The organism is Brevundimonas sp. EU05-FHT14B11 (assembly GCF_058790835.1).
Genome location: NZ_JBYTCY010000003.1, coordinates 1 through 25,542, shown reverse-complemented (window position 1 = coordinate 25,542; position 25,542 = coordinate 1). Strand labels below are relative to the sequence as shown.

The window sequence follows — 25,542 nt, the reverse complement described above, 5'->3', positions numbered from 1 at the left end:
TTTTCGGGCATATGCCCGCTCCTTCGACGCGCGCTCCGCCCGGCGCGCGGCGTCTACTCGTATCCACCGGGCGTGAGAGGCCGCATGGCTAAGGAAGAACTGCTCGAGTTTCCCGGCGTCGTCAGCGAACTGCTGCCGAACGCGACGTTCCGCGTGACGCTCGAGAACGACCACGAAATCATCGCCCACACCGCGGGCAAGATGCGCAAGAACCGCATCCGCGTGCTGGCAGGCGACAAGGTCCTGGTCGAGATGACGCCCTACGACCTGACCAAGGGCCGCATTACCTATCGCTTCAAGTAAGGGCGGGCTCACATGAGCCTTCGCCCCGAACTGGTGCTGGCCTCGGCCAGCCCGCGCCGCGTGGAGCTGCTGGCGCTGGTCGGGATCAAGCCCGACCGAATCGAACCCGCCGACATCGACGAGACCCCGCTGAAAGGCGAGACGCCGCCGCGTCTGGCCGCGCGCCTGGCCATCGGCAAGGCGCAGGTCGTGGCCGCGCGCGCGCCGGACGCCGTGGTGCTGGCCGCCGACACCGTGGTGTCCGTGGGCCGCCGCTTCCTGGAGAAGGCCGCCGACGAGGCGGAGTGCGTGCGCTTCCTGAAGCTGCTCTCGGGGCGCGGCCACCGCGTCTATACGGGCGTGGCCGTGGCGGCGGGCGGCAAGCTGACCCATCGGGTGGTCGAGACCCGGGTGACCTTCAAGGTCCTGTCCGACGCCGAGATCGCCGCCTACGTCGCCTCGGGCGAATGGAAGGGCAAGGCCGGGGGCTACGGCATCCAGGGCCGGGCCGGAGCCTTCGTGACCCGGCTGGTCGGCAGCTATCCGGCCGTGATGGGCCTGCCGCTGCATGAAAGCGTGAACCTGCTGGCCGGCGCGGGCGTCAGGCCGTGACGCTGGAGGTCTTCCTCGACGACACGCCCGGCGAGCTGAGGGCGGTGGTCGAACGGGACGGCCGGGCCGAACACATACTTATAGAAAGAGCCGATACGCCGCCGCAGACCCGGCTGGGCGCGCGCTCGGTCGCGCGGGTGAGACAATCCGCGCCCGGGCTGAAGGGCGCCTTCGTCGACCTGGGCGGGGGGCTTGAGGCCTTCATGCCGCTGAAGGGCGGGATCTCCGCTCCGGTGGGGGCCAAGGTCGAGGTCGAGATCTCGGCGGAACGGCGCGAGGCCAAGGCGCCGGTGGCGCGCTGGCTGGGCGCGGGGGAGGGGGAGCCCCGCCTCCTGGCCGCCGCGCCGACACTGATTGAAACGCTGGCGCGGATCGCGCCGAGGGCGGAGCCGGCGACGGGCCGGGCGGCGATCGAGGCCGGATGGGCGGCGGTCGAGCAGGCCCAGGGGCCGGCGGCCGTGCCGGGCGGCCAGGTCCACGTCGAGCGCACGCGCGCCATGATCACCGTCGACATCGACCTGAACGCCCATGACATGGGCCGGGCGCACTCGCGCGACGAGACGAATCGTCTGGCCCTGAAGGCGGCGGCGCGGCTGATCCGGCTGAATCGCTGGGGCGGACTGGTGGCGGTCGACCTGATCGGGACCCAGCACGACGGCAAGGCGATCCTGGCGGCGGCCCAAGCGGCGTTCGGCGACGATCCGTCGATCGTCTACGGGCCGGTGAACCGGTTCGGGGTGCTGATGCTGTCGCTGCCGTGGGGGCGGACGCCGCTGGAAGAGGTGCTGTACGCCGAGCCGCGCCTGCGGCTGCCGCGGCCCGAACAGGCGGCGCAGGAGGCGGTCCGGCGGCTGCGGGCCGCGCTGCTGGAGGACACCACGCGGGCGCGGGTGACTCTGACCTGCGCCACGGGAATCGCGGCGCTGGCCGCGCCGCTGGTGGCGCAGCTGGGGCCGCGCGCCCATCTGAAGACCGACGACAGCCTGAAGCCAGGCGATTCCAATATCGAGGCCGAGTGATCATGGCGACCTGCGCCATCTGCCGCCGCGCGCCGGCGGACCCGAAGTACAAACCCTTCTGCTCCAAGCGCTGCGCCGACGTGGATCTGCAACGCTGGTTCACCGGCGGCTACGCCATACCGGTGCGAGAGGACGAGCCCACGGACGAGGGCGGGAACCGTGGTTCGCAAGAAGACTGACAGAGGTGCTTGCCTCCCGAAAGCGGCTCGCTTATAGACCCCGCTCCCTCGCTTCAAAGCGTGCGCCCGGGTAGCTCAGTTGGTAGAGCAGTGGATTGAAAATCCACGTGTCGGTGGTTCGAATCCGCCCCCGGGCACCATCTTCTCGGAAGTATGGCGCCATCTCCTCGGGAGATGCCTTCTCCTCTCAGACAATCTGTAAGGCCATATTCGCCGGAGCGCCTCAGCTTCCGCGGCGAAGACCGCTGTTCGGCATGATCCCGTATGCGGAATTTCCCTTATAAGAGGTGGGAACGACCCCGTTAAGACAGGTTAACGGGTCTGGATTTACGGGCACGTAAGTCGGCTTGGAATGAATTGCTCAATCGGGGTTCATTTTTCCAAAATGATGCTCCGTACACCCTCGCAAAGGGTCGGACTTTCTGCCCAACCATCACGAAATTGACGCTTTCAACCTGAAACTTCCGTGATGAGCGTGCGTGCTCTCCCCCGAGGGGAAAAGCGCCGTTGCGCACTTGACGCTCTGGTATGCGTTCGCCAAAGGAGCTTGACCGCTTTCCTTTGCGAGCGGCCGGGAGGGGTTGGGAAAACGGTTTCCCAAGGCCTGTCGACACCGCCCCGGAAGCCTTAGGCAACCGGAAGCGTTCAGGAGGCGTTCCGCAGATCAGGGTTCAGTGAATCCCGACGCTGCGGGCGAGATTTTCATCGGGAACCGGCCGCCAGATTGGCCTGTTCCCTGGGTTCCACGAGTCAGACACCAAAGCAGGAACTGGCGAACTATGCTCGATTTCAAAAAGACCAACATTCTTCTGGCCATGGCCGGCGCTGCCGTCCTGATGGCTGGTTCGCCGGTCCTCGCGCAGGAAGCCGCTCCGGCCGCTCCCGCCGCCGCGACGGCCACCCCGGCTGACGCCGCCGCCGCCACTCCGGCGCCGGCTGCTGAAGCTGCTCCGGCCGCGACCGAAGAAGCTGCTCCCGCTGCCGAAGGCGGCGCTCACAAGCTGACCATCGCGACCATGTTCATGGACGCCGGTCTGATCGTTAAGGTCGTCATGATCGGCCTGGTCCTGGCCTCGATCTTCTCGTGGACCCTGCTGCTCATCAAACTGTTCGAGTTCGGCGCCCTCAACCGCGCCACCGACCGCTTCCTGGAAACCTTCCGCTCGGCCCGCACCATCGCGGACATGCGCAAGGTCGCCACCTCGGACGAGTTCGAAGGCAACCCGCTGGCCGACATGGCCGCCGCGGCCACCGACGAAATCGAACTGTCGCGTCAGGCCGGCCTCTCGGTCACCGGCGAACACTCCGACTCGGCCCTGCTGCGCGCGCAGCAAGCCGTCTCGGCGGTTCAGTCGGGTCTGGCCAAGCGCCTCTCGGGCGGCCAACAGTTCCTGGCCTCGGTCGGTTCGACCGGTCCGTTCATCGGTCTGTTCGGCACCGTGTACGGCATCATGAACTCGTTCATCGGCATCGCGAACACCAACACGACCAACCTGGCCGTCGTCGCCCCCGGTATCGCCGAGGCGCTGCTGGCCACGGGTATCGGTCTGTTCGCCGCTATCCCGGCGGTTATCTTCTACAACTACTTCAACACCCGCATCGCGGCGTACGGCACCCGTTCGGACGGCTTCAACGCCGAACTGATCAACGCCATCTCGCGTAACCTCGACAAGGGGGCGTAACCCGGATGGCCGCCAAACTTTCAGGCGGCGGCGGTGGCAAGTGGGCCATTGAGCAGAACTCTGACATCAACGTTACGCCTTTCGTTGATATCATGCTGGTTCTGCTCATCATCTTCATGGTGGCGGCTCCGCTCGCCACTGTGTCGGTGGAGGTGAAGCTGCCGACTGCGGTCGCCAAACCCGCGCAGAATCCGCCCAAGCCGTTCTACGTCTCCATCCAGGACAACGGCCGCGCGTACATCGGTGACAATGAGGTGGAGATCACCTCGGTCGGCGCCGAACTGGGCAAGCTGATCGGCAACAAGCCGCCGTCGGATGAGCGTATCTTCATCCGTGCGGACCAGCAGACCCGATACGGCGACTTCATGCAGGTCATGAACTCCCTCCAGGATCACGGGTTCTATTCCGTGGCTCTGGTCGGTGAAGACCAGTCGACGCAGTAGGGAACGGTGATCTCATGACAGATGTTGAATATCACCGCAGTCGCTACGACCCGCCGCGCAAGAAGGGCTTCCTCGGGGTTCCCCCGGGCGTGCTCCTCGTCAGCGTGCTGTTCGTTCTGGCCCTGTTCGGCCTGCTCGCCATCTACCTGATCAACATGCAGTTCACGCTGCGCGAGGTCCGGTACACGGATGACACCGTTGACGTCGAGCTGATCGAACCGATCCCCGAGCCGCCCCCTCCGCCGCCGCCGCCGCCGCCGCCGACCGATACGCCTCCGCCGCCCAAGCTGCAGGTGCGTGTCCCGGCGATCGTGCCGAACGTGACGCCGGTCGAGCCGGTCCGCATCGAGCCGGTCAAGAAGGAAGACCGGATCGAGAACACCGCACCGCCGGTGATCACCCCGGATCCTCCGCGCCCGGCTCCGGTGCCGGCTCCGGCTCGTCCGTCGCTGATCACTCAGCCGAGCTGGGCCCGTCAGGTCCCGCCGGAGTTCCCGGAACGGGCTTCCGCCCGCGGGATCGAGTCGGGACGGGTGACCCTTCAGTGCACCGTTCAACCGAACGGCAGCCTGTCGAACTGTTCCGTGGTGTCCGAGGACCCCGCGGGCGCCGGCTTCGGCCAGGCCGCTCTGGCTGCGGCTCGCCGGTCGCGGGTTTCGCCCCGCACCGTCGACGGCGCCGCCGAAGGCGCCACCGTTCGCTGGACGACGCGCTTCGTTCCGCCCACGGACTGAGGCGACTGAAACGACTACGGAACGCCCCGGAGGAAACTCCGGGGCGTTTTCGTTTGCGCGACGCGCCGTCCGCCGAGGCTTGCGCGCGCGCGTTTCGCCGGTGATGACTTTCATCCCGGCCAAGCTTTCGCGGAGACCCCCGATGAACCGTTTCCTCCTCGCCGCCCTGGTGACCGCCGGCGCGGCGCTGTCGGCCTGCGCCTACAACGACACCCTGGGGCGCAACCAGTTCCTGATCGTGGACGACGCGGCTCTGACGCAGCAGGCGGACGCCGCCTGGGCCCAGGCGCTGCGCACGCAGAGAATCTCGAACGACGCGGCCGCCCTGAACCGCATCCGCAATGTCGGCGGGCGGATCGTGGACGCCGCCGGCCTGTCGGACCGGCGCTGGGACTATGCGGTCTTCGTCAGCGATGCGCCGAACGCCTTCGTCCTGCCGTCGGGCAAGATCGGGGTGACCACCAGCCTGCTGGCCCTGGTGCGAAACGACGACCAGCTGGCCGCCGTGCTGGGCCACGAGGTCGGCCACGTCGTCGCCCGCCACGCGGCCGAGCGCTATTCGACGAGCGCCGCGACGGGGCTGGTGCTGAGCGGCGTGCAGGGCGTGGCCGGGGACTATGGCCAGGCGGCGGGCGCGATCGGCGGGCTGGGGGCCCAACTGGGCGTGCTGCTGCCCTTCTCGCGCCGGGACGAACTGGAGGCCGACCGTCTGGGCGTCGACTACATGCAGCGCGCCGGCTACCGCCCGGCGGAGTCCATCGCCCTGTGGCGGCTGATGCAGGCCCAGCGGCAGGGGGCGACGCCCGAGTTCGCCTCGACCCACCCCTCGGACACGACGCGGATCAGCGCGCTGGAGGGCTACATCAACAGCCGCGGCTGGAACTGAAGGGGCGGCGCGTGGAAAGTGACTAGTGACTAGTGATTAGCGGATCGCCGGGCCAGAGGCCGGTGCGAACCAGTTGCCGTCCGGGCCACCCACCAATCACTAGCCACTAACCCCTTCGTACGACCCAATTGGTCCTTGATCGCTCCGACCGACGCGGCTAAAGACGCCGCTCGCGCGGATACGTGCAGCCTTAGCTCAGTTGGTTAGAGCGCCGGTTTGTGGAGCCGGAGGTCCTCAGTTCAAACCTGAGAGGCTGTACCATCGCCCTTCCACGCTTCCCCTGACAGTCAGGTCGTCTGCCGCGCCGTTTGTGCGTAGGAAGTGGCTAGTGGTTAGTGACTAGTGGCTCGATGCCGCTGACATAGGCGCAGAGGCGGCAGGCGCGAATGCCTGAGACAGCCACCCACTAATCACTAACCACTAATCACTTGCTGGGCTCCGTTCCCGACCGGTTATGCTCGCCCCCATGAGCAGCGCAAACCCGATCTGGGATCCCCAGCAGTACAGTCGTTTCGAGGCCGAGCGTGATCGCGCGGCGCTGGACCTGCTGCTGCGCCTGCCGGGCGATCTGGAGCCGCGGCGCGTCGTCGACCTGGGCTGTGGGACCGGCCAGCACGCGGCCCTGCTGAAACGCCGCCATCCGGGGGCGACGGTCGTCGGTCTGGATTCGAGCGCGGCCATGCTGGAGCAGGCCCGGGCGCTGGGCGCGGATGTGGATTGGGTGCGGGCCGATCTGGCGACCTGGGACCCCGATGGACCGGTGGACCTGATCTTCGCCAACGCATCGCTTCAATGGCTGCCCGACCATGAGGGGCTGCTGCGGCGGCTGACCGGCCTGCTGGCGCCCGGCGGAGCGATCGCGGTGCAGATGCCGCTGGCTTGGGACACGCTGCACTACCGGACCATGCGCGCCGTCGTCGCCGACGGGCCGTGGTCGGACCGGCTGTCGGACCGGGAGACGATCCAGGCCCTGCTGAGCCCGGAGGCCTATTACGGCGTGCTGGCCGAGACCTGCGAGGCTGTGGACGTCTGGTCCACCACCTATCTGCACGCCCTGACCGGGCCGAACGCCGTGCTGGAATGGATGAAGGGTACGGCCCTGCGGCCGCATCTGACGGCGCTCAAGGACGATCCGGCTATGCAGGACGCTTATCTTTCCGCGCTGGGCGACGCCCTTTCCGTGGTGTTTCCGCGTCGTCCGGACGGGGTGACGCTTCTGCCGTTCCCGCGTCTGTTCCTGGTGGCGCGTCGGCGACGCGACGGCGGCGGCGCAGGCCGGTGACCGGGCCGTCCAGCTTCTCCAGCTCGACCGTCATGGCGCGGTAGCCGGCGTCCACGGCGGGGCCGAAGGCCTTCCAGTCGCGGATGTCGACGCCGTCCGGCGTGGGCTGGACCAGGATGTCGACGATGGCGCGCGAGCGCTCGATCTCGAGGTCCGTGGTCAGGGTGGCCGAGCGCATCATGATCGAGACGATGGGCGGGCCGCGGCGCCAGGCGCCGGTGGCCAGCAGCCGCCAGATCGAGGGCGGATGTTCGATCAGGGCCGGGTCGACGCCGCGCGCCTGCGACATGTCGATGCCGATGACCGGGCCGGAGTTCATCTGGCGCATGACCTCGGCGGGCAGATTGCTGAGCACCGCGCCGTCGACCAGCACCTGGCCGTCTATGACGATGGGCGGCAGCAGGCCCGGGATGGCGATGGAGGCGCGCATGGCGCGGCGCATCAGGCCCCGGCGATGCACCTCGATCCGGCCCGAGGTCAGATTGGTCGAGACGGCGAAGAAGGGCCGGGCCAGGTCGGCCATGTCGATGTCGCCGTAGGCGGCCTGGAGCAGGCCATCGACCTTCTTGGCGCGGGTCATGGCCAGCATGGGGAAGGTGATGTCGCTGAGCGGGTCGCTGTCCACGAACGAACGGCGGATGCGGTCCTCCAACTCCTCCAGAGACCAGCCCATGGCCGGGCCGGCGGCGATCACGGCGCCCATGGAGCTGCCGCCGACGAAGTCGACGGGGACGCCCGCGTCGCGCAGGGCCCGCAGCGCGCCGATGTGGGAGTAGGCGCGGGCGCCGCCGCCGGACATGACCACGCCGACGCCCATGCCGGTGATGACCCGGGCGATGCGGTCGGCGTCGGCCTGATCGCCCTCGACCGCTTGGAACCAGCGGCCCGGCTGGACCGCGTCGATCCAGACCGAGGTGTTGGCCGGACGGGCCATGCGCGGATCCCGCAACAGGATCAGGTCGGTGCGGCGCTGGGCGTCCAGCACCCCGGCGTGGGGCAGGGGGCGGTTTGGCGGGGCCAGCAGGCACTGGCCGACGACGAAGACGCGGTCGACCTGACGGGCGCACAGGGCGGCCCAGGCGGGCTCATCCGCCTCGGCGACATAGAGGACGAAGTCGTGGGCGTCCTCGACCCGGCTGAACCATTCGGTGGCCGAGGAGAGGGCGGAATGGTCAATGACCTGACAGGTGAAGCCCGAGGCCTCGATGGCGGCGGCGACGCGCTCGACGAAGGCGCGGATGGGCCGGGGGCGGGCCGAGATGAAGCCGAAGACGCTGGGCTCGCCGCCTCCGGAGCGGCGGTCGCGGGCGCGCTGGATCATCAGGCGCGACAGCTCGACCATCAGATCGGGCTCGGTGCGGGCGGCCTCGAAGAAGGCGTCGCGGGGCAGGGCCAGGATCTCTGAATCGCGCAAAGCGACGACGTCAGCGGTGTGCGGACTGCCCGCCAGCATGGCCATCTCGCCCGCGGGCTCGCCGGGCCGGATGACGCCGACGAACTGGGGCGGCTGGTCGTTGGCCTCGCGGCGGAAGACGCCCAGACGGCCGGCGCGCAGCAGGTAGAGGGTGTCGGACGGATCGTCCTCGGCGAACAGGGTCTCGCCCCCGGTCAGGGCGAACCAGCTGGCCGGGGTGTTTCGGCCGCTCTCGAAGATGCGGTGCAGGGCGTCTTCCAGACGATCAGAGCGGGCGGGGGGCATGGCGGCCGGGGTCCAGGGTTCGGGGTCTAGGATCGGAGCAAGGAACGGGGGACGACACGAGCTGGGAGGATCGCCAGATATGGTTACCGAAACCCCTAAACCCTAGTCCGTAGGACCCGACTCTACCAGGCGCCGAGTTCCCGCAGTTCCCGCGCCAGATCGTCCGGCAGGTCCGTCGCGTCAGCGCGGGTCAGGTCGGCCGGGGCGTCCTTGCCGTCCAGATAGCGCCAGCCCTGGAAGGGACGGCGGGCCAGGGGCGCGGTGCGGATGACGCGGGCGTCGATGCGGATTTCGCATCGGCTGGCGGGGCCTTCGCCGATGGTGGAGACGTCGAGGATGGGCTGGCGGCACAGGACCGAGCCCTTGATGACCCAGTACAGGGAGCCGCCGTCCTCCAGCTCGGCCGCCCGCTTGGGCGTCATGCGGGTGTGGACGACGCGCCAGTCGCTCAGGGCGGCGTTGCGTTCGAGGGTCTCGACCTCGGAGACGCCGACGCACAGCTTGATCATGTGGAGAGGCATAGGGCTGGATATGGCGCAGGGGGTAGGGCGGCGCCAGCGGTGGATGCCAAGCCCACCACTCTGCACCCATCACGCGACATCGCCGCCCGCGAGGCGTACTATCACTCTATGTATGGACTGATCGGCAAGATGACGGCGGTCGCGGGTCAACGTGAGGCGCTGACGGTGATCCTGCTGGACGGCGTGGCGGGCATGCCCGGCTGCCTCAGCTATATCGTCGCCCATGACCCCGCCGACGCGGACGCCATCTGGGTGACCGAGGTCTGGACCGACGAGGCCGCGCATCGGGCCTCGCTGCAGATTCCCGAGGTCAAGGCGGCGATCCGCAAGGGGATGCCGTTGATCGCGACCTTCGGCGACGCGCAGGTCACGACGCCGGTGGGCGGGGTGGGGCTGGGCGGCGTCTAGGTCAGGCCTCGGCGGCTTTCACCACCGCCAGGACCACGCCCTCGCCGACCTGTTCGCCGACGGCGACGGAAACGCTTTCGACCACGCCGTCGAACGGGGCGACCAGGGCGTGTTCCATCTTCATGGCCTCGAGCACCACGATGGGCGCGCCCTTGGCGACCGTGTCTCCCGCGGCGGCCGGGGTGGCGACGATCTTGCCGGGCATGGGCGCGCGCAGGGAGCCGTCGGACGCGGGGCCGCCGGTGGCGCTAGCGGCAGGGGCGCGGAACGAGACCTCATAGGCCTGGCCAGCCTCGAACATGACGATGGTGTCGTCGTCGATGGGCCAATGGTCGTCGAGATTGATGAAGACGTCGGGGTCGATCTCAAAGGGTCGGGGAGCGCCGCCGATCCACACCCTTTGCTGGGCGCGGGGCGAAGCGTTGAGACGCAATCCCATGGGGCCCCGGAAGGAGTCCCACGGTGAGTTCCACTCCGATCTCATGGTCTCGTTTTTGCGGAAGTAACGCCCAGCCTGTTGAACAAGGGTGTCCGAGGCCTCGGCCGGGGCGAGGTCGTCCGCCTCCGTTCCGATGAAGCCGGTGTCGACGTCGCCCTCGATGAAGCGGGGATGTTCGAGGCAGTTCACGAGGAAGCCCGCATTGGTCTTGACCGGCCAAATCTGCACCTCGGCGCAGGCGTCGGCCAGCGCGGCGGCCGCTTCCTCGCGGGTGTCCTCGTGCACGATCAGCTTGGCGATCATGGGATCGTAGAACTGGCTGACCTCGCCGCCCTGCATCACGCCGGTGTCGACGCGGATGTCCTCGGGCATGACGAAGTGGTCCAGCCGGCCGATGCTCGGCAGGAAGCCGTGGGCCGGGTCCTCGGCGTAGAGGCGGGCCTCCATGGCCCAGCCATTCATCGGGATATCAGCCTGCTTGAGCGGGATCGGCTCGCCCGCGGCGACGCGGAACTGCCATTCGACCAGGTCGACGCCGGTGATGCTTTCGGTGACCGGGTGCTCGACCTGCAGCCGGGTGTTCATCTCCATGAACCAGATGCGGTCGGCCTTGAGGCCGTTCGAGGCGTCGGCGATGAATTCGATGGTGCCTGCGCCCTGGTAGTTCACGGCCCTGGCGGCGCGGACGGCGGCGTCGGTGACGGCCTTGCGGGTGGCCGCGTCCATGCCGGGGGCCGGGGCCTCCTCGATCACCTTCTGGTGGCGACGCTGCAGCGAGCAGTCGCGCTCATGCAGGTGGACGACCTCGCCGTGGCTGTCGCCGAAGATCTGAACCTCGATGTGGCGCGGTCGGGTGATGTAGCTTTCGATCAGGACGCGCGGGTCGCCGAAGGAGGACTGGCCCTCGCGACGGGCGGAGGCCAGGCCATCGGCGAAGTCTTCGGCCCGGTCGACCTTCTTCATGCCCTTGCCGCCGCCGCCGGCGACGGCCTTGATCAGGACAGGGAAGCCGATCTTGTTCGCCTCGGCGGTGAGGGTTTCATCCGACTGATCGTCGCCCTGGTAGCCCGGGGTGACGGGCACGCCCGCCTCGATCATCAGCTTTTTGGCCGCGTCCTTCAGGCCCATGGCGCGGATCGACGACGGCTGCGGGCCGATCCAGACGATGCCGGCGGCCATGACGGCCTCGGCGAAGTCGGCGTTCTCGGACAGGAAGCCGTAGCCGGGGTGGATGGCCTCGGCGCCGGTTTCCTTCGCGGCGGCCAGGACCTTGTCGGCGACCAGATAGGACTCCCGCGCGGCGGCGGGACCGATCAGCACGGCCTCGTCGGCCTCGCGCACGTGCAGGGCGTTCGCGTCGGCTTCGGAATAGACGGCGATCGTGCGGATTCCGATCCGCTTGGCGGTGCGGAAGACGCGGCAGGCGATCTCGCCACGATTGGCGACCAGGACGGATTTGAACATGAGGCCGTTCTAGAGCGGTGCGTCGCGAGTGGCGAGGGCTAGTGCCCCGCCATCTCGTTGAAGCCGAGGTAGAGCCACAGGATGGCCAGGATGGCGAAGGTCACCGTGGTCAGGTTCCACAGCACGAACATGCGGACCAGGGTGCCGATGGTGCTGCGCTGGTAGGCGCCCTTCATGTGGATGAAGAGGTGCACCGGGGAGAGCAGCAGCAGCCACCAGGCCCAGGGCGTCAGGATGCCCAGCCCCATGATCACGATCAGCAGCAGCAGCTGGAACGACAGCGAGTGCATCGAGAAGATGACGTGGTCGAAGACATAGAAGCGGCGGTTGAAGGCGAACAGAACGGTCAGCATCAGGGCCGAGACGGGCAGGGCCAGAATGGCGACGCGGTGGGCCCAGATCTCCAGGATCAGGGCGAAGCGCGCCGGGTCCTGACGCACCTGCTCCATGCGCGAGTTGAACCAGTGATCCAGGTCGCGGATTTTCTCGGCGTCGGCGGTGTCGGCCATCTTCGGCGCTGCGTCGGCGCTCGTCTTGGTCTGGGCCGAGACGTCCTCGGCCAGATTGCGGCCGAAGGCGGCCCAATCCCCGCGCGCGGCGGCGATCTGAGTGCGCTTCTCGACTTCGCTCAGGTCCGGATCGGCCATGACCTCGGCTTCATAAGCTCTGGCGGCCTCGCTGCCGGGCGTGATGTTTCGGTGGTTCGTGTCGTCGCCGTCCGCTGTGGCGGCGCCGTGGGTCTCGGTCGAAGCCGCCTCGGCGCCGTGGCCTTCGGCGGCTTCGTGTTTGTCCGCGCCGGCCTTCATGGCGGCGTGGCCGACGAAGAAGGCGACCAGCAGGATGACCAGGAACATGCGGAAGGGCGCGACCTGGGAGGCGCGCTTGCCCTCCAGATACTCGCGGGTCAGCTTGCCGGGACGGCGCAGCAGGTCGGGCAGGGTGGAGAACAGCCGGCCGTCCAGGTGCAGCAGGCTCTCGACCGCCTCGACGGTCAGTTTCCAGATCGACTTGTGGAAGTCCTCCGCCAGCTGGCCGCACTCATGGCAGTGCGGTCCCATCAGCGGCGTCTGGCAGTTGGCGCAGGGCGTGCCGGGCGGGATGTCCGCGTGCTCGCGCCGCCATTTCAGCCAGCCGCCGCCCGAGGCGAGACCCGCCGTTTCCAGTTCACCCGACATGATCCCCCCGGCCGATTCTACTCGACTGATGGGAGTTCTAGGGACCGCAAGCCTAGCCGGAAAGGCCCAGAAGCATGACGCCTGTCAGGAAGGCGGCGAAGGCCAGCGTGGTCAGGACGCTCAGGGTCAACGCCCGCAGCACCGACTGGACCCATCCGCTGCCGTAGGCGCCCTTCAGGTGCACGGTGGCGTGGACGAAGGCGGCGATCATGATGAGGAAGGTCGCCAGGCCGGTCAGGAAGGTCGGCAGCAGGCTGGCCAGGGCGCTCAACAGGGCCAGGAAGCCGAGGCCGTACAGGGCGACCACCGCATGGTGATACAGGCTGAACCGCCGTCGCCAGGCGAACATCAGCCACAGGATGGCGACCGAGATCGGCACGGTCACGAACGACAGCTTGTAGCTGAGACTCTCGATCTTGTAGCCGTAGTACTCGGGGTTCTTGCGCAGCTTGGCCAGCAGGTCGAAGAGCCCGGCCGCCGGACCGTTCAGCCCCAGCTCGCGCCTGAGGGCGTCGGGATCGCTGGGATCGACGGCGGTGCGGGTGCCGTCGGGGTTGTCGACCCAGAAGCCGGTCTCGCGCCCATCCTCGGTGCTGTTGGCCTCGGTGCTGCCGGCCTTCGTGTTGGGGGCCGCCGCCGTGTGGGCCGGCCCGGGCTCGGCCTCGGCCAGGCCCCCGAGGTTCATCATGTGTCGCCCGGTGAAGTTCGGGAACAGGAACAGCAGGAAGACCGCGAACAGGAACAGGTGCAACGGCGCGACGTAGCGCGCCCGCCGCCCGGCCATCCATTCACGGCTCAGCTTGCCCGGATTGAAGGCGAGCAGGGGCAAGGTGCGCCACAGGCGGCCGTCGAAATGGGCGATGCCCTCGGCGAACTCCTCGACGAGATGTTTGAGCTTGTCGTGAAGGTGCGCCTTCTGCCCGCAGGCATGACAGAAGGCGCCGACCATCTCGGTTTCGCAATTGGCGCAGATCGGACCCTTGGGCTTCGTCTTGCGCACCCGTTTCGGCTTTTCCGCCGCGACCGCCCCCGCCGTCATGACCGTTATTCAGCCCATTTGGGTTTGCGCTTGTCGAGGAAGGCGCGGACGCCTTCCTGGCCCTCGTCCGAGACGCGGGCGCGGGCGATGCGCTTGGCGGTCTCGTCCATCAGGCCGCCGTCGATCTTGTGGCCCGAGACGTAGTGAACCAGCCGCTTGGCGTCTCCCATGGCGCCGGGCGCATTGGCGGAGAGGCTGTCGGTCAGCATGGAGACGAACTCGTCCACCGAGCCCTCGGGCAGGACCAGGTCGATCAGGCCCGCGTGGGCGGCGTAGTCGGCGTCGAAGATGTTGGCGGTCAGGAACAGCTGGCGCGCGCGGCGGGCGCCGATGGCCTCGACCACATAGGGGGCGATGGTCGCCGGGATCAGGCCCAGCTTGACCTCGGAGAAGGCAAAGCGGGCGCCCTCGACGGCCACGGCCATGTCACAGGCGGCGACGATGCCGGCCCCGCCGCCCATGGCCGAGCCCTCGACGATGGCGCAGGTCAGGGCCGGCACCTCGTGCAGGGCCTTGAGCATCTTCGCCAGGCCCATGGCGTCGTCGCGGTTGTCGCTTTCGCTCCAGCCGGCGGCGTCGCGCATCCAGCCCATGTCTGCGCCCGCGCTGAAGGTGCCGCCCGCGCCGCGCACGAAGACCACGCGCACATGATCGGCGCCGTGCAGGGTCTCGAACGCCTCGAACAGCGCGGCGATGGTCGCGGCGTCGAAGGCGTTGCGCTTCTCGGGGCGGTTGATGGTGACGAAGACCACGCCGTCGGCGGTGGAGTCGATCTGCACCAGGTCGTCATTGGCGTCCGGCGCCGGATCGGCCAGCAGCGGATGGACGATGGCGTTGATCTCGGCGGCCTCGGCGTCGGTGATGTCGAGGGCGTCTTCGGGTTCGGTGGGGGTGGGCTTGTCGGTCATGGGGACTCCTTCGAAGACGTAACGCGCTCAACGCGGTCCTTATCAGACCGGGCAGCGGTGGACGACCCAATCAGGCGCGTCGCCGTATGTGAAGGTGAGGGTCTGGCGGTCGTCGGAGAGGATCAGGGTGCGGTACTCCTCCTCCATCCCCTCATAATCCTCGTACCGGACGTGGATGTTGACGCCGCCCAGCTCGGCCGGGCGGACGGCGAGGACCGTGTCGGCCGCCTCGAAATAGGTGATGAAACCCGCTTCGATGCGGAGGTTCAGGCCGCTTTCACGGTCGCTGCATTTCGACAGGTCGCCGCTCCAGTCGCCGTGGAAGCGCTCGGGGATGGCGGGTTGCGGCTCCTGGGCCTGGGCGGCGGCTGACAGTGTCAGCGCGATCAGGGCGGTCAGATGGATCATTGAGGCTCCTTCGGTGACCTAACGCGCCAATCCGGTTCCTTCTCCCTTGGGGAGCCGTATCACATCCGGAACACGCCGAAGGTCGTCTCCGGGATCGGGGCGTTCAGCGAGGCGGAGATGGCCAGGCCGAGGACGTCGCGGGTCTGTGCCGGGTCGATGACGCCGTCGTCCCACAGGCGGGCGGTGGCGTAGTAGGGATTGCCCTCGTCCTCGTATTTCTGGCGCACCGGCGCCTTGAAGGCTTCCGCCTCCTCCGGGGTCCAGGTCTCGGCGTCGCGGTGGACGGTGGCCAGCACGCTGGCGGCCTGTTCGCCGCCCATGACGCTGATGCGGCTGTTGGGCCAGGTGAAGAGGAAGCGCGGGCTGTAGGCGCGACCGCACATGCCGTAGTTGCCGGCGCCGAAGCTGCCGCCGATCAGGACGGTGAATTTGGGCACCTCGGCCGAGGCGACGGCGGTGACCAGCTTGGCGCCGTGCTTGGCGATGCCCTCGGCCTCGTACTTGCCGCCGACCATGAAGCCCGAGATGTTCTGCAGGAACAGCAGCGGGATCTTCCGCTTGCAGGCCAGTTCGATGAAGTGGGCGCCCTTCTGGGCGCTTTCGCTGAACAGCACGCCGTTGTTGGCCAGGATGGCGACCGGATAGCCCCAGATGCGGGCGAAGCCGCAGACCAGGCTGGTCCCGTACAGGGCCTTGAACTCGTCCAGCTCGGAACCGTCGACGATGCGGGCGATGACCTCGCGCACGTCATAGGGGGCGCGGACGTCGTCGGGGATGATGCCGTACAGCTGTTCCGGATCCAGCGCGGGCGCGCGCGGCTCGCGCACGTCCAGAGCCACGGACTTCACCGTGTTCAGGTTGGCGACGATCGAGCGGACGATCTCCAGCGCGTGCTCGTCGTTCTCGGCGACATGGTCGACGACGCCGGACTTGCGGCCGTGGGTCTCGGCGCCGCCCAGCTCCTCGGCCGAGATGACCTCGCCCGTCGCGGCCTTCACCAGCGGCGGGCCGGCCAGGAAGATGGTGCCCTGGTTGCGGACGATGACCGTCTCGTCCGACATGGCCGGCACATAGGCGCCGCCGGCGGTGCAGGAGCCCATGACGCAGGCGATCTGCGGGATCGACTTGGCGCTCATGCGGGCCTGGTTGAAGAAGATGCGGCCGAAGTGGTCGCGGTCGGGGAAGACCTCGGCCTGGTGCGGCAGGTTGGCCCCGCCGGAATCGACCAGATAGACGCAGGGCAGGTTGTTCTGCTCGGCGATCTCCTGGGCCCGCAGGTGCTTCTTCACCGTCATGGGGAAGTAGGCGCCGCCCTTCACGGTCGGATCGTTGGCGACGATCATGACCTCGCGGCCCGAGACCCGGCCGACGCCGCAGATCATGCCCGCGCCCGGCGCCTCGTCGTTATACATGCCGCCGGCGGCCAGCTGGCCGACCTCGAGGAAGGGCGAGCCCGGGTCCAGCAGGCGCTCGACCCGGTCGCGGGGCAGCAGCTTGCCGCGCGAGACGTGGCGGTCGCGGCTGGCATCCGAGCCGCCGCGTCCGGCCTTGGCGACCTTTTCGTACAGCTCGTCGCGCAGGGCGCGGTTGTGGGCGTCCAGCGCCTTGAAGGCGGCGCTGTGGGGATCGATGGCGGACGTCAGCTTGGGCATGTGCGGAGGTTTAGGCGGCTTCGCGGGCAGGGGGAAGCGGGGGCGTTCTCCCTCCCCCCGAAGTGGGGAGGGATGTCGGCGCGTCAGCGACGACAGGGTGGGGGACCGTGCGGCCGCTCCCCACCCGACCTCGCTGCGCTCGGCCACCCTCCCCATGAGGGGAGGGAGAAGTCCTCCTTATGCCACCTCTCCCTCAACCCGGGTTGACCTTCACCGTCCCCCGTGGCCTGTCGCGCGTCCCATGACCGTGCTCAGCCCCCAGACCCGCGCCACCCTGAAAGACCTTCTGAATCTCGCCTGGCCGGTGGTGCTGGCGCGTATCGGCATCATGACCATGGGGCTGACCGACGCGATCGTGGTCGGCCACTATGCGTCGCGCGAGCTGGCCTATCACTCGCTGGCCTGGGCGCCGTCCTCGGTAGTGCTGACCACGGCGGTCGGGCTGATGATGGGGGTGCAGATCCTGACCGCCCGCCTGCGCGGCGAGGGACGGCACGCCGAGATCGGCGCGGTCCTGAGGCGCGGCGTCGTCTATGCGATGCAGATCGGCGTCGCCGCCATGCTGGCCCTGGCGGTGTTCGGGCCGTGGGTCATGCAGAACGTCCAGTTCGGCGAAGGCCTGGGCGAAGGCGCGTCAGGACCGCTGGTGGTCTTCGCCCTGTCCATGCCTGCCTATCTGATCTCGATCGCCGGGCAATTCTTCCTGGAGGGGCTGTCCAAGCCCAAGCCGGGGATGTGGGCCATGTGGGTGGCCAACGGCGTCAACATCGGCCTGAACCTGCTGCTGGTGCCCGATCTGCTGGGCCTCGGCGTGGACGGGGCTGTCGCCTCGGCCTGGGCGACGTTCGGCGCCCGGACGGCGCTGGCGGTGTTCCTGGTGATCTACATCCTGCGCCTGCCCGAGGCGAAGACCTGGAACCTGTGGGCCAAGCCGGCGCGGGACCGCGCGGTCGAGCGCGAGCAGGTCAAGGTCGGCCTGGGCGCCGGGGCGTCGAACTTCATCGAGGTCGGGGCCTTCGCGGCCATGACCCTGATCGCCGGCATGCTGGGGACCAACGAGACCGCCAGCTGGGCCATCGTGATCAATATGTCGGCGATCGTCTTCATGCTGCCGATGGGACTGTCGTCGGCGACGGCGGTGCTGGTCGGACGGGCGTACGGCGCGCAGGACCGGGCGGGCGTGATGCGCGCCGGCCTGGCGGGCATCGGCGTGGTCGCGGTGCTGACCCTGATCGTGGCCCTGGTCATCTGGCCGACGGCCACGGTGGTGGTGGGCGCCTATACGGCCGATCCGGCCCTGATCGCCATCGCCGGACCGGCGCTGGTGCTGGCGACCCTGTTCTTCGTGGCGGACGGCATCCAGGTCGTGGCGGCCCAGGCCAACCGCGCCGCGGGCGACGTCTGGTGGCCGACGATCATGCATTTCCTGTCCTACGGCGCGATCATGATGCCGCTGGGCTGGGTGCTGGCGCACAGGATCGGCGTGGACGGACTGGTGTGGGCGGTGATCATCGCCAGCCTGGTCTCGGGCGCCCTGCTGGCGGGGCGGTTCCTCAGGGTCGCGCGGCGGCTGCCGCACGTTCTGTGAAACGCAGCGTGTTGCCGTCCGGGTCGTCGACGTAGAATTCGCGCGTGCCCCACGTCTGATCCAGCGGACCCTGGTGGACCGGCGAGTCCGGCTTACCCGAAGGATCAAGGCCGCGCGCCCGGAACGCCTCGAACAGGGCGTCGACGCCGGCGACCTCGACCACGACCGCCTGCCCGAAGACGCCGTCGCCCCGATGGCTGGACAGGTTCAGCACCTCGCCGTCCCGGGTCAGCCAGGCGAACCCGGGATCCGTCAGTTCGGACCACTCGCGCCGGACCTCGAAATCCAGCACGCCGGTGTAGAAACCGACCGAGCGGAGGATGTCGCTGCATTTGACGGTGGGGATGATGGCCATGGGCGAGAGCGTAAGCGTCGTCCCCGATCGGGTCGAGGGACGGGCGGCGAGGGTCGAGGCGGGGCGGGAACGGGTTGCGAAATCCGGCTGCACTCGCCACTAACCACTCACCGCGACCCTCGCTCCTCGACCCTCAGGCCCCAATGTCCCGCATCCTCATCACCTCGGCGCTGCCCTACATCAACGGCATCAAGCATCTGGGGAATCTGGCGGGTTCGATGCTGCCGGCGGATGTCTACGCCCGCTTCAAGCGCGCGCAGGGCCATGAGGTCCTCTACATCTGCGCCACTGACGAGCACGGCACCCCGGCCGAGCTGGCCGCCGCCGCCGCCGGGCAGGACGTGCGCGCCTATTGCGACGAGCAGCACGAGATCCAGAAGGCCGCCGGCCAGTCGTTCGGCCTGAGCTACGACTGGTTCGGCCGCTCCTCGAACGATCCCAACCGCCGCCTGACGCAGCACTTTGCAAAAGTGCTGGAGGAACGGGGCCTGATCGAGGAGCGGGTCGATCGGATGATCTATTCCGTCGACGACGCCCGCTTCCTGCCGGACCGCTATGTCGAGGGGACCTGTCCGCACTGCGCCTATGAGAAGGCGCGCGGGGACCAGTGCGACAACTGCGGGCGGCTGCTGGACCCGACCGACCTGATCAATCCCTATTCGGCGGTCTCGGGCTCGCGGAACCTGGAAGTGCGCGACACCCGTCACCTCTATCTGCTGCAGACCAAGCTGGAGCAGCCGATCCGCGACTGGATCGGGACCAAGACCGACTGGCAGACCCTGGCCAAGTCCATCGCCTACAAGCACCTGGACGAGGGCCTGATCGACCGGGGCATCACCCGCGACCTGAAGTGGGGCGTGCCGGTGGTCGGGCCTGACGGCGGGCCGCGCCCGGGCATGGAGGGCAAGGTCTTCTATGTCTGGTTCGACGCGCCCATCGAATACATCGGCGCCACGGAAGAGTGGGCCGACGCCAACGGCACGACCTGGCGCGACTGGTGGAGGACCGACGAGGGCGCCGACGACGTGCGCTACGTCCAGTTCATGGGCAAGGACAACGTCGCCTTCCACACCGTCAGCTTCCCAGCGACGATCCTGGGCTCGGGCGAGCCCTGGAAGACGGTCGACACCCTGAAGGCCTTCAACTGGCTGAACTGGTACGGCGGCAAATTCTCGACCAGCCAGAAGCGCGGCGTCTTCATGGACCAGGCGCTGGAACTGCTGCCCGCCGACTACTGGCGCTGGCACCTGACCGCCTATGGCCCGGAACACTCCGACGCGGCCTTCACCTGGGAGCAGTTCCAGTCGACGACGAACAAGGACCTGGCCGACGTGCTGGGCAATTTCGTCAACCGGATCGTCAAGTTCACGGAGTCGAAGTTCGAGGGTGTGGTGCCCCAGGGCGGCGCCCTGACCGAGGTCGAGCAGTCCTTCCTGGCCCAGCTGAAGGGCGGCATCGCGGAGGCGACGGCCAATCTGGAGGACATGGAGTTCCGCAAGGCGGCGCAGTCGATCCGCGCCCTGTGGGTGCTGGGCAATGAGTATCTGCAGGTCGCGGCGCCGTGGACGGCGTTCAAGACCGATCCGGAACGGGCCGCCACCGCCACCCGCTTCGCCCTGAACCTGGTCGCCCTGTTCGCCCGCCTGGCCGCCCCGGTCATCCCGGCGTCGGCGGAGAAGATCGCCGCCAGCGTCGGCTCGACCGACCTGTCGTGGCCTTCGGCGGATGAGGACCTGCTGGCCGCCGTGCCGGTGGGCCGGCCGGTCGCCGCCGCCAGCGTCCTGTTCGCCAAGATCGAGGACGAGCAGGTCGCCGAATGGAGCGCGCGGTTCGGCGGCGCGGAGGGCTGATATCGTCCGGCGTCGCTTCGATGCATTGACCTTGGGGCGGCTCACCGGCGATCGTGCGGGACGTCTGAGGAAGTGTTCGAATGCCCCTGCTTGCCATTCTTCTGTCAGTTGGCGTTCTCGCCGTTCAGGATCCGCAGGACGCCTGCGCCGATGTCGGCGGCCAGCTTGAGATGACCAGCTGCTACGCGGACGTGCGCGACCGAGCGAAGGCCGAACAGGGCGTGATCCTGTCGCGGATCAACAGGGCGCTGGATGCTCTCCCGGCGGATCATGGCGTTGAACCACGGGAGGCGAAACGGGCGTTCAGCGAGGCTCAGTCCCACTGGAACGCGTTCGCCACAGCGGACTGCGGGGCCGGCGAGGCCCTGTTCGGCGACGGCGGCGCCTTCGCCCTGGACTCTCTGGATTGCGAGATTACCCACCTTGAAGACCGCAATCGCCAGCTTCGCGATTTCGAGAGCAGATATCTCGGCCGCTGATTTTCCTAGTTTGCCCGTTGGAGGTCGCTCGTGATCACGATTATCGCCCTGGCCCTTCTGGCTTCGCAGGATGGTCCCTCCTTCAACTGCAGCCGCGCCTCGACCCCATCCGAGCACGCCATCTGCGCCGATCCGGCGCTGGGGCGGCTGGATCGGCGAATGGCTGACCGCTACGCCGCCGTCCGCCGCGCTCTACCGGCGGGCGCCCGCACCGCGCTGACGCAGGATCAGCGATGGTTCATCGGCGCCCGCGACGAATGGCAGGAAAACAGCACGCGCGGCGGTTTCCGGGACTTCTCCGATCTGGCGGAGCGCATGAGGGGACGGGTGCAGTTCCTCGACAGCCTGCAGACCCGTCCGGCCGCCGGACTGGAAGGGGAGTGGCGCAATGTGGCGGGCTCCGTGGATATCCGGCGGCTGGAGAAGGGGCAGCTTCTGGTCGAGCTCAACGCCGCCCATCCCGTCAATGCGCGCTGGCTCTGCGACGTGTCCGGCACGGGACGGATCATCGACAATGCGATCACGATCAACGCCGACGACGGGTGGCGAATTCGGGTATCGTTGCGCGGCGGCTATCTGAACGTGGAGGAACTGGCCCCCGGCGGTGAGGGCGGCTCTCGTCCCTATTGCGGGATGAACGGCCACGTCGACGGGCACTATTTCCTGACGCGTTGAGCGTCAGCCCTCGATCACATGCGGCACGAAGCGCGCCGTGTTTCCCGTGATCAGTCCGGCCTCGCGCACGCCGATGCCGACGGCTGAGCCGTCGACGATCCAGCTGCCGATGACTGGATGCTGGCCGTCGAACTCCGGCAGGTCGTAGAGGCGCTGCCAGACGTAGCCCTCGCCGCCGTAGTCGCCGCCGGTGGCCTCGACCACCTTGCCGTCCCTGACGATGGAGATGTTGGCGCCCTCGCGGGCCAGGATCGGCTTGCGCGCATGGTCGCCGGGCAGGGCCTCGAACGAGGCCTCCAGCAGGTTCGGATGATGCGGAAACAACTCCCACAGGATCGGCAGCAGGGCCTTGTTCGACCAGATCATCTTCCAGATCGGCTCGATCCAGACGGTCGGCGAATGGACGATGCGCGAGCCGTATTCCTCGTTGATCAGCCATTCCCACGGATAGAGGTGGAACAGGGACCGGATCGGCGCGCCTGTGGCGTCGGCGAAGCGCAGGCCGGTCCATTCGATCTGGTCGATGGGCAGGGCGATGCTCTGGACCCCGCCTTCGCGGGCGACGTCGCGCATATAGGCGACGGTGACGGCGTCCTCGGCCGCGCCTTCCTCGGCCCAGGTGAAGTGGACCGGCTGCGGCAGGGCGGGTGCGATCTCGGCCCAGCGGGCGATCAGGGCGTCATGGATGCCGTTGAACTGATCCCGGCCCGGGAAGACCGCCTCCAGCCAGTCCCACTGGATGACCGAGGCCTCCAGCAGGGAGGTGGGGGTGTCGCAGTTGAACTCGAACATCTTGGGCGGCGAGACGCCGTCGTAGCCCAGGTCGAAGCGGCCGTGGTTCAGCGCCGGCGGTTCCTCGTCCCAGGCCTTGCGGATCAGGGGGACGGCGAAGTCGGGGATGCCGAAGCGGTGAAACAGGTTCTGATCGATGATGTGCTGACCCGCGGCCAAGCACAGGGCGTACAGCTCTTCGGTGGCCTGCTCGATCTGGCGGACTTCGCGGCGGCTGAAGCGGTAGCAGGCGGCCTCGTTCCAGTAGGGCAGGTCCCCGGCGGTATGCCAGACTAGGCCAAGGGCCTCGACCCGCTCGCGCCAGTCCGGCCGGGGCGCCAGCGGCAGCCGGTCCATCAGCCGCCCGAGGAGCCGCGCGCCGAGGCGCCGAAGCCGCTGCGGTCGGGGGCGGTGTAGCTGCCGCCCGAGGCCTTCTTGCCATAGGCCGTGCTCGCCAGCGCCGCGGCGCCGAAATACCAGAGGGCGCCGCCGCCCGCGCCGCCGCTGCGGTGGCAGTTCTGATCCGGGATCCGCGCGCCCGTCGGATCGGTGCAGATGCGGGTGGTCGCCTGTTGCTGCGGCGGTTGTTGTCCGCAGGCGCTGATCGACAAGGCCGCCGCCACGCTGGTGGCGAAGGACAGCTGGCGCACGGCGGCGTTCAGGGGCGTTTTCGGAGTGGCGGTCATGCTCAGGCCGCCGGAACCGTCAGTGGCGGCGGCAGATCGGCCGGGGTCGCCCCGGGTTGGGTCATGCAAATCCGCAGCTTGTCGCCTTCCTCGGCCTTGCAGTATTTGGCCACCTCCTTCGGCGTGATCTGCAGGAAGGCGGGGATGGCGGCGTTGTGCTGGGCCAGGTTCAGGGTGCGGACCACGGTGGCGCGGTAGCCGTCCCAGATCATGTGCAGGGCGACGTACAGGACGATGACCAGGCCCAGGTAGCCGATCCAGCGGAAGCGGTGCAGCAGCTTGGCGATATAGGTCGCCGCCACGCCCATCAGGCCGATCGACAGGACCAGGCCGAAGACCATGATCCACGGATGCTCGTGGGCCGCGCCGGCCACGGCCAGCACATTGTCCAGCGACATGGTGATGTCGGCGATCATGATCTGGACCAGGGCGGCGCCGAAGGTCTTGCGCTTCAGGCCGAGTTCCTCGGGCGACGGACCCTTGCCGTGCTCGATGCTCAGCGCCAGCTCGAGTTCCTTCTCGGCCTCGGCCTGGTCGTGGGTCGCCTGCTCGCGCAGTTCGCGCCACATCTTCCAGCACACCCACAGCAGCAGCAGGCCGCCGGCCAGCAGCAGGCCGATCAGCCCCATCAGCCAGCCGGTGATCAGGGCGAAGCCGATGCGCATGACCACGGCGGCGATCAGGCCGATCAGGATCGCCTTCTTGCGCTGCTCCTGCGGTAGGGCGGCGGCGGCCAGGCCGACGGCGACGGCGTTGTCGCCCGCCAGCACCAGATCCATCATGACCACCTGGCCCAGGGCGGTCGCCTGCGAGGCCAGTTCGGGAGAGCTGAAGAATTCCATTTCCGCTCTCTAGCGTCGGTGCGGCATCCTGTCAGCCGCCCTGTTTGCGTACCGCTTCATAAAGCGCGATGGCGGCGGCGTTGGAGACGTTCAGGCTCTCGAAACCGCCTGGCATGGGGATCCTGGCCATGGCCTCGCAGTGTTCGGCCACGAGCCGGCGCACGCCGTCGCCTTCCGAGCCCATGACCAGCACGGTCGGCTGGGCGTCCAGGGCCTGTTCCAGCGTCAGCTCGGCCGCGCCGTCCAGCCCGACCGCGCGCCAGCCCAGGTCGGCCAGACGCTCCAGCGCGCGCGACAGGTTGGTCACCCGGGCGCAGGGCAGGCGTTCGGTGGCGCCGGCGGAGGCCTTGGCCAGCGCGCCGGCCAGGGCGGGGGAATGGCGGTCCTGGACCACGATCCCCTTGGCTCCGAAGGCCAGGGCGGAGCGGAAGATGGCGCCGACGTTCTGCGGGTCGGTCAGCTGGTCCAGCATGACGATGACGCCCGAGGCGTCCTCGGCGATGTCCTCCAGCGCCACGCCTTCCAGCGGCGAGACCTTGAAGGCCAGGCCCTGGTGCACGGCGCCAGCGGGCAGCATGCGGTCCAGCGCCTGCGGCTCGATCACCTCGACCTTGTGGCCGTGCGGAGCCAGACGGTCGCGCTCGATCTCGGCGGCGCGGTCCGGCGTGGCCAGCAGCCGGCCCATGCCCTTGCGGGCCGGATTGGCCAGGGCGGCCAGCACGGGATGACGGCCCCAGACGAAATTATCGGCGTCCGCCTTGGCGCGCGAACCGCGCGGGGCGGAATCACTGAAGGTCTTCGCGGGCGGATTGGGGTTCCATCCGCCGCGATCGGGTCCGCCCTTGCCGGCGGCCTTCGGGCCGTCGAAACGCCCGCCGGGCTTGCCGGAAGGGGCCGTTTTCTTGCCCGATTTCCGGTCGTTGCGTTCTGGATTTCTCGACACTATAAGACGCCCTCCGATTTGGAGCCCTGAGGGCTTTCGGGTCTGGCGCACCTCCTAAAGCAGGCGACGCAAGACCACGAGAGACTTTGTTGCGCCGGGGGTCGAAAGACCGTCGTCGCGAAGGTTCCGGCGGTTCGAAAAGCGCGTTTGGGGGAATGTCCCGAGCGGCAAAGGGGGGGGACTGTAAATCCCCTGCGTAAGCTTCGCAGGTTCGAGTCCTGCTTCCCCCACCACGCGCTTTCGGAACGACGGACGGGACCCCATATCGGGTCGGCGGTCGAGGGTCTTTCGGACCTGAGGCCGTCTCCGTGCGGGTATAGTACAATGGTAGTACAGCAGCCTTCCAAGCTGAATATGTCGGTTCGATTCCGTCTACCCGCTCCAAGGTTTTTGATCAGCATCGCGCCCCTCCGCTGACGGACCCGGGCCACAGGAGTTTTGGCCATGGCCAAGGAAAAGTTCGAACGCACCAAGCCGCACTGCAACATCGGCACGATCGGTCACGTTGACCACGGCAAGAC

The 25,542-nt window shown here is 68.3% G+C and carries 27 protein-coding genes, 4 tRNA genes and 1 pseudogene; 19 read left to right on the top strand and 13 right to left on the bottom strand.

The window, feature by feature from the left end:
* Positions 1–84: 84 nt before the first annotated feature.
* The 11 genes and pseudogenes from infA to AC3WRV_RS13250 all read left to right on the top strand — a co-directional run.
* Positions 85–303, top strand: a complete 219-nt coding sequence (gene infA / locus AC3WRV_RS13300) for a translation initiation factor IF-1 (protein ID WP_003164348.1) — start codon at positions 85–87, stop codon at positions 301–303.
* Positions 304–315: 12 nt separating this feature from the next.
* Positions 316–894, top strand: a complete 579-nt coding sequence (locus tag AC3WRV_RS13295) for a Maf family protein (protein ID WP_291834130.1) — start codon at positions 316–318, stop codon at positions 892–894.
* A complete protein-coding gene (locus tag AC3WRV_RS13290) occupies positions 891–1,913 on the top strand; it encodes a ribonuclease E/G (RefSeq protein ID WP_492313630.1) in 1,023 nt (340 codons plus the stop codon). Before AC3WRV_RS13295 ends, AC3WRV_RS13290 begins: the two co-directional genes overlap by 4 nt.
* Before the next feature lie 2 nt (positions 1,914–1,915).
* Positions 1,916–2,092 carry a DNA gyrase inhibitor YacG gene (locus AC3WRV_RS13285; protein WP_492313629.1) on the top strand — a complete coding sequence of 59 codons (177 nt, stop codon included), beginning with the start codon at positions 1,916–1,918 and terminating at the stop codon, positions 2,090–2,092.
* Positions 2,093–2,156: 64 nt separating this feature from the next.
* A tRNA-Phe gene (locus tag AC3WRV_RS13280) sits at positions 2,157–2,232 on the top strand.
* A 639-nt stretch (positions 2,233–2,871) separates the two neighbouring features.
* The gene (locus tag AC3WRV_RS13275) at positions 2,872–3,774 is read left to right on the top strand and encodes a MotA/TolQ/ExbB proton channel family protein (protein ID WP_492313628.1); all 903 of its coding nucleotides are present in this window, start codon (positions 2,872–2,874) and stop codon (positions 3,772–3,774) included.
* Positions 3,775–3,779: 5 nt separating this feature from the next.
* Positions 3,780–4,217 carry a biopolymer transporter ExbD gene (locus AC3WRV_RS13270; RefSeq protein ID WP_291834137.1) on the top strand — a complete coding sequence of 146 codons (438 nt, stop codon included), beginning with the start codon at positions 3,780–3,782 and terminating at the stop codon, positions 4,215–4,217.
* Between the two features lie 14 nt (positions 4,218–4,231).
* Positions 4,232–4,951, top strand: a complete 720-nt coding sequence (locus AC3WRV_RS13265) for a TonB family protein (RefSeq protein WP_291834140.1) — start codon at positions 4,232–4,234, stop codon at positions 4,949–4,951.
* Positions 4,952–5,093: 142 nt separating this feature from the next.
* On the top strand, positions 5,094–5,837 hold the full coding sequence (locus tag AC3WRV_RS13260) for a M48 family metallopeptidase (protein ID WP_492313627.1): 744 nt from the start codon (positions 5,094–5,096) through the stop codon (positions 5,835–5,837).
* A gap of 184 nt (positions 5,838–6,021) precedes the next feature.
* Positions 6,022–6,098, top strand: a tRNA-His gene (locus AC3WRV_RS13255).
* 193 nt (positions 6,099–6,291) lie between these two features.
* Positions 6,292–6,711: pseudogene (locus AC3WRV_RS13250) on the top strand (methyltransferase domain-containing protein); the annotation flags it as partial.
* Positions 6,712–6,973: 262 nt separating this feature from the next.
* Here AC3WRV_RS13250 and AC3WRV_RS13245 read toward each other — a convergent pair.
* Positions 6,974–8,818, bottom strand: a complete 1,845-nt coding sequence (locus AC3WRV_RS13245; RefSeq protein WP_492313626.1) for a patatin-like phospholipase family protein — start codon at positions 8,816–8,818, stop codon at positions 6,974–6,976.
* A gap of 122 nt (positions 8,819–8,940) precedes the next feature.
* Positions 8,941–9,339 (bottom strand): DUF1489 family protein, encoded by a 399-nt coding sequence (locus AC3WRV_RS13240; RefSeq protein ID WP_492313625.1) that lies wholly within the window; start codon positions 9,337–9,339, stop codon positions 8,941–8,943.
* Positions 9,340–9,378: 39 nt separating this feature from the next.
* Between AC3WRV_RS13240 and AC3WRV_RS13235 the strand changes: the two genes are divergently transcribed.
* On the top strand, positions 9,379–9,747 hold the full coding sequence (locus tag AC3WRV_RS13235) for a putative quinol monooxygenase (RefSeq protein WP_291834151.1): 369 nt from the start codon (positions 9,379–9,381) through the stop codon (positions 9,745–9,747).
* Position 9,748: 1 nt separating this feature from the next.
* Here AC3WRV_RS13235 and AC3WRV_RS13230 read toward each other — a convergent pair whose 3' ends face one another.
* The 6 genes from AC3WRV_RS13230 to AC3WRV_RS13205 are packed head-to-tail and all read right to left on the bottom strand — an operon-like array spanning position 9,749 to position 16,832.
* Complete coding sequence (locus AC3WRV_RS13230) at positions 9,749–11,650, bottom strand: acetyl/propionyl/methylcrotonyl-CoA carboxylase subunit alpha (RefSeq protein WP_492313624.1); 1,902 nt, start codon at positions 11,648–11,650, stop codon at positions 9,749–9,751.
* A gap of 38 nt (positions 11,651–11,688) precedes the next feature.
* The gene (locus AC3WRV_RS13225) at positions 11,689–12,825 is read right to left on the bottom strand and encodes a DUF3667 domain-containing protein (RefSeq protein WP_492313623.1); all 1,137 of its coding nucleotides are present in this window, start codon (positions 12,823–12,825) and stop codon (positions 11,689–11,691) included.
* A gap of 52 nt (positions 12,826–12,877) precedes the next feature.
* On the bottom strand, positions 12,878–13,864 hold the full coding sequence (locus AC3WRV_RS13220) for a DUF3667 domain-containing protein (RefSeq protein WP_492313622.1): 987 nt from the start codon (positions 13,862–13,864) through the stop codon (positions 12,878–12,880).
* A gap of 5 nt (positions 13,865–13,869) precedes the next feature.
* A complete protein-coding gene (locus AC3WRV_RS13215) occupies positions 13,870–14,772 on the bottom strand; it encodes an enoyl-CoA hydratase-related protein (RefSeq protein WP_291840320.1) in 903 nt (300 codons plus the stop codon).
* A gap of 42 nt (positions 14,773–14,814) precedes the next feature.
* Positions 14,815–15,180 (bottom strand): hypothetical protein, encoded by a 366-nt coding sequence (locus AC3WRV_RS13210; RefSeq protein ID WP_492313621.1) that lies wholly within the window; start codon positions 15,178–15,180, stop codon positions 14,815–14,817.
* A gap of 59 nt (positions 15,181–15,239) precedes the next feature.
* Complete coding sequence (locus AC3WRV_RS13205) at positions 15,240–16,832, bottom strand: carboxyl transferase domain-containing protein (RefSeq protein ID WP_291840326.1); 1,593 nt, start codon at positions 16,830–16,832, stop codon at positions 15,240–15,242.
* Positions 16,833–17,073: 241 nt separating this feature from the next.
* On the opposite strand from AC3WRV_RS13205, the gene AC3WRV_RS13200 reads away from it, so the two are divergent.
* On the top strand, positions 17,074–18,420 hold the full coding sequence (locus AC3WRV_RS13200) for an MATE family efflux transporter (protein ID WP_492313620.1): 1,347 nt from the start codon (positions 17,074–17,076) through the stop codon (positions 18,418–18,420).
* Here AC3WRV_RS13200 and AC3WRV_RS13195 read toward each other — a convergent pair.
* Positions 18,386–18,775: a bleomycin resistance protein gene (locus tag AC3WRV_RS13195; protein WP_492313619.1), complete on the bottom strand. Its 390-nt coding sequence runs from the start codon at positions 18,773–18,775 to the stop codon at positions 18,386–18,388. The two genes, AC3WRV_RS13200 and AC3WRV_RS13195, sit on opposite strands and share 35 nt — an antisense overlap.
* Positions 18,776–18,918: 143 nt before the next feature.
* On the opposite strand from AC3WRV_RS13195, the gene metG reads away from it, so the two are divergent.
* From metG to AC3WRV_RS13180, 3 genes are all read left to right on the top strand, one after another.
* Positions 18,919–20,625: a methionine--tRNA ligase gene (metG, locus tag AC3WRV_RS13190; protein ID WP_492313618.1), complete on the top strand. Its 1,707-nt coding sequence runs from the start codon at positions 18,919–18,921 to the stop codon at positions 20,623–20,625.
* An 80-nt stretch (positions 20,626–20,705) separates the two neighbouring features.
* Positions 20,706–21,104, top strand: a complete 399-nt coding sequence (locus AC3WRV_RS13185; RefSeq protein ID WP_492313617.1) for a lysozyme inhibitor LprI family protein — start codon at positions 20,706–20,708, stop codon at positions 21,102–21,104.
* 30 nt (positions 21,105–21,134) lie between these two features.
* On the top strand, positions 21,135–21,779 hold the full coding sequence (locus tag AC3WRV_RS13180; RefSeq protein ID WP_492313616.1) for a lysozyme inhibitor LprI family protein: 645 nt from the start codon (positions 21,135–21,137) through the stop codon (positions 21,777–21,779).
* Positions 21,780–21,782: 3 nt separating this feature from the next.
* Here AC3WRV_RS13180 and AC3WRV_RS13175 read toward each other — a convergent pair whose 3' ends face one another.
* Genes AC3WRV_RS13175 through rlmB form a run of 4 tightly spaced genes read right to left on the bottom strand, consistent with a single transcriptional unit; the run spans position 21,783 to position 25,021 of the window.
* Complete coding sequence (locus tag AC3WRV_RS13175; RefSeq protein ID WP_492313615.1) at positions 21,783–22,907, bottom strand: glutathionylspermidine synthase family protein; 1,125 nt, start codon at positions 22,905–22,907, stop codon at positions 21,783–21,785.
* The gene (locus AC3WRV_RS13170; protein ID WP_291838217.1) at positions 22,907–23,236 is read right to left on the bottom strand and encodes a hypothetical protein; all 330 of its coding nucleotides are present in this window, start codon (positions 23,234–23,236) and stop codon (positions 22,907–22,909) included. Before AC3WRV_RS13170 ends, AC3WRV_RS13175 begins: the two co-directional genes overlap by 1 nt.
* A 2-nt stretch (positions 23,237–23,238) precedes the next feature.
* Positions 23,239–24,078, bottom strand: coding sequence for a TerC family protein (locus tag AC3WRV_RS13165; RefSeq protein ID WP_291838214.1), 840 nt, complete (start codon positions 24,076–24,078; stop codon positions 23,239–23,241).
* A 31-nt stretch (positions 24,079–24,109) separates the two neighbouring features.
* Positions 24,110–25,021, bottom strand: coding sequence for a 23S rRNA (guanosine(2251)-2'-O)-methyltransferase RlmB (gene rlmB, locus AC3WRV_RS13160; RefSeq protein ID WP_492313614.1), 912 nt, complete (start codon positions 25,019–25,021; stop codon positions 24,110–24,112).
* Positions 25,022–25,170: 149 nt separating this feature from the next.
* On the opposite strand from rlmB, the gene AC3WRV_RS13155 reads away from it, so the two are divergent.
* The 3 genes from AC3WRV_RS13155 to AC3WRV_RS13145 form a co-directional block, all read left to right on the top strand.
* Positions 25,171–25,254: transfer RNA gene (locus tag AC3WRV_RS13155), tRNA-Tyr, on the top strand.
* A gap of 77 nt (positions 25,255–25,331) precedes the next feature.
* Positions 25,332–25,405: transfer RNA gene (locus tag AC3WRV_RS13150), tRNA-Gly, on the top strand.
* A gap of 60 nt (positions 25,406–25,465) precedes the next feature.
* The coding region (locus tag AC3WRV_RS13145) for a hypothetical protein (protein WP_007443273.1) at positions 25,466–25,542 on the top strand (77 nt) is incomplete at its 3' end.

Coding starts and splice junctions, on each gene's coding strand:
- infA (WP_003164348.1), top strand. CDS start 85: ATGGCTAAGGAAGAACTGCTCGAGTTTCCCGGCGTCGTCAGCGAACTG.
- AC3WRV_RS13295 (WP_291834130.1), top strand. CDS start 316: ATGAGCCTTCGCCCCGAACTGGTGCTGGCCTCGGCCAGCCCGCGCCGC.
- AC3WRV_RS13285 (WP_492313629.1), top strand. CDS start 1,916: ATGGCGACCTGCGCCATCTGCCGCCGCGCGCCGGCGGACCCGAAGTAC.
- AC3WRV_RS13275 (WP_492313628.1), top strand. CDS start 2,872: ATGCTCGATTTCAAAAAGACCAACATTCTTCTGGCCATGGCCGGCGCT.
- AC3WRV_RS13270 (WP_291834137.1), top strand. CDS start 3,780: ATGGCCGCCAAACTTTCAGGCGGCGGCGGTGGCAAGTGGGCCATTGAG.
- AC3WRV_RS13265 (WP_291834140.1), top strand. CDS start 4,232: ATGACAGATGTTGAATATCACCGCAGTCGCTACGACCCGCCGCGCAAG.
- AC3WRV_RS13260 (WP_492313627.1), top strand. CDS start 5,094: ATGAACCGTTTCCTCCTCGCCGCCCTGGTGACCGCCGGCGCGGCGCTG.
- AC3WRV_RS13245 (WP_492313626.1), bottom strand. CDS start 8,818: ATGCCCCCCGCCCGCTCTGATCGTCTGGAAGACGCCCTGCACCGCATC.
- AC3WRV_RS13240 (WP_492313625.1), bottom strand. CDS start 9,339: ATGCCTCTCCACATGATCAAGCTGTGCGTCGGCGTCTCCGAGGTCGAG.
- AC3WRV_RS13230 (WP_492313624.1), bottom strand. CDS start 11,650: ATGTTCAAATCCGTCCTGGTCGCCAATCGTGGCGAGATCGCCTGCCGC.
- AC3WRV_RS13225 (WP_492313623.1), bottom strand. CDS start 12,825: ATGTCGGGTGAACTGGAAACGGCGGGTCTCGCCTCGGGCGGCGGCTGG.
- AC3WRV_RS13220 (WP_492313622.1), bottom strand. CDS start 13,864: ATGACGGCGGGGGCGGTCGCGGCGGAAAAGCCGAAACGGGTGCGCAAG.
- AC3WRV_RS13215 (WP_291840320.1), bottom strand. CDS start 14,772: ATGACCGACAAGCCCACCCCCACCGAACCCGAAGACGCCCTCGACATC.
- AC3WRV_RS13210 (WP_492313621.1), bottom strand. CDS start 15,180: ATGATCCATCTGACCGCCCTGATCGCGCTGACACTGTCAGCCGCCGCC.
- AC3WRV_RS13205 (WP_291840326.1), bottom strand. CDS start 16,832: ATGCCCAAGCTGACGTCCGCCATCGATCCCCACAGCGCCGCCTTCAAG.
- AC3WRV_RS13200 (WP_492313620.1), top strand. CDS start 17,074: ATGACCGTGCTCAGCCCCCAGACCCGCGCCACCCTGAAAGACCTTCTG.
- AC3WRV_RS13195 (WP_492313619.1), bottom strand. CDS start 18,775: ATGGCCATCATCCCCACCGTCAAATGCAGCGACATCCTCCGCTCGGTC.
- metG (WP_492313618.1), top strand. CDS start 18,919: ATGTCCCGCATCCTCATCACCTCGGCGCTGCCCTACATCAACGGCATC.
- AC3WRV_RS13185 (WP_492313617.1), top strand. CDS start 20,706: ATGCCCCTGCTTGCCATTCTTCTGTCAGTTGGCGTTCTCGCCGTTCAG.
- AC3WRV_RS13175 (WP_492313615.1), bottom strand. CDS start 22,907: ATGGACCGGCTGCCGCTGGCGCCCCGGCCGGACTGGCGCGAGCGGGTC.
- AC3WRV_RS13170 (WP_291838217.1), bottom strand. CDS start 23,236: ATGACCGCCACTCCGAAAACGCCCCTGAACGCCGCCGTGCGCCAGCTG.
- AC3WRV_RS13165 (WP_291838214.1), bottom strand. CDS start 24,078: ATGGAATTCTTCAGCTCTCCCGAACTGGCCTCGCAGGCGACCGCCCTG.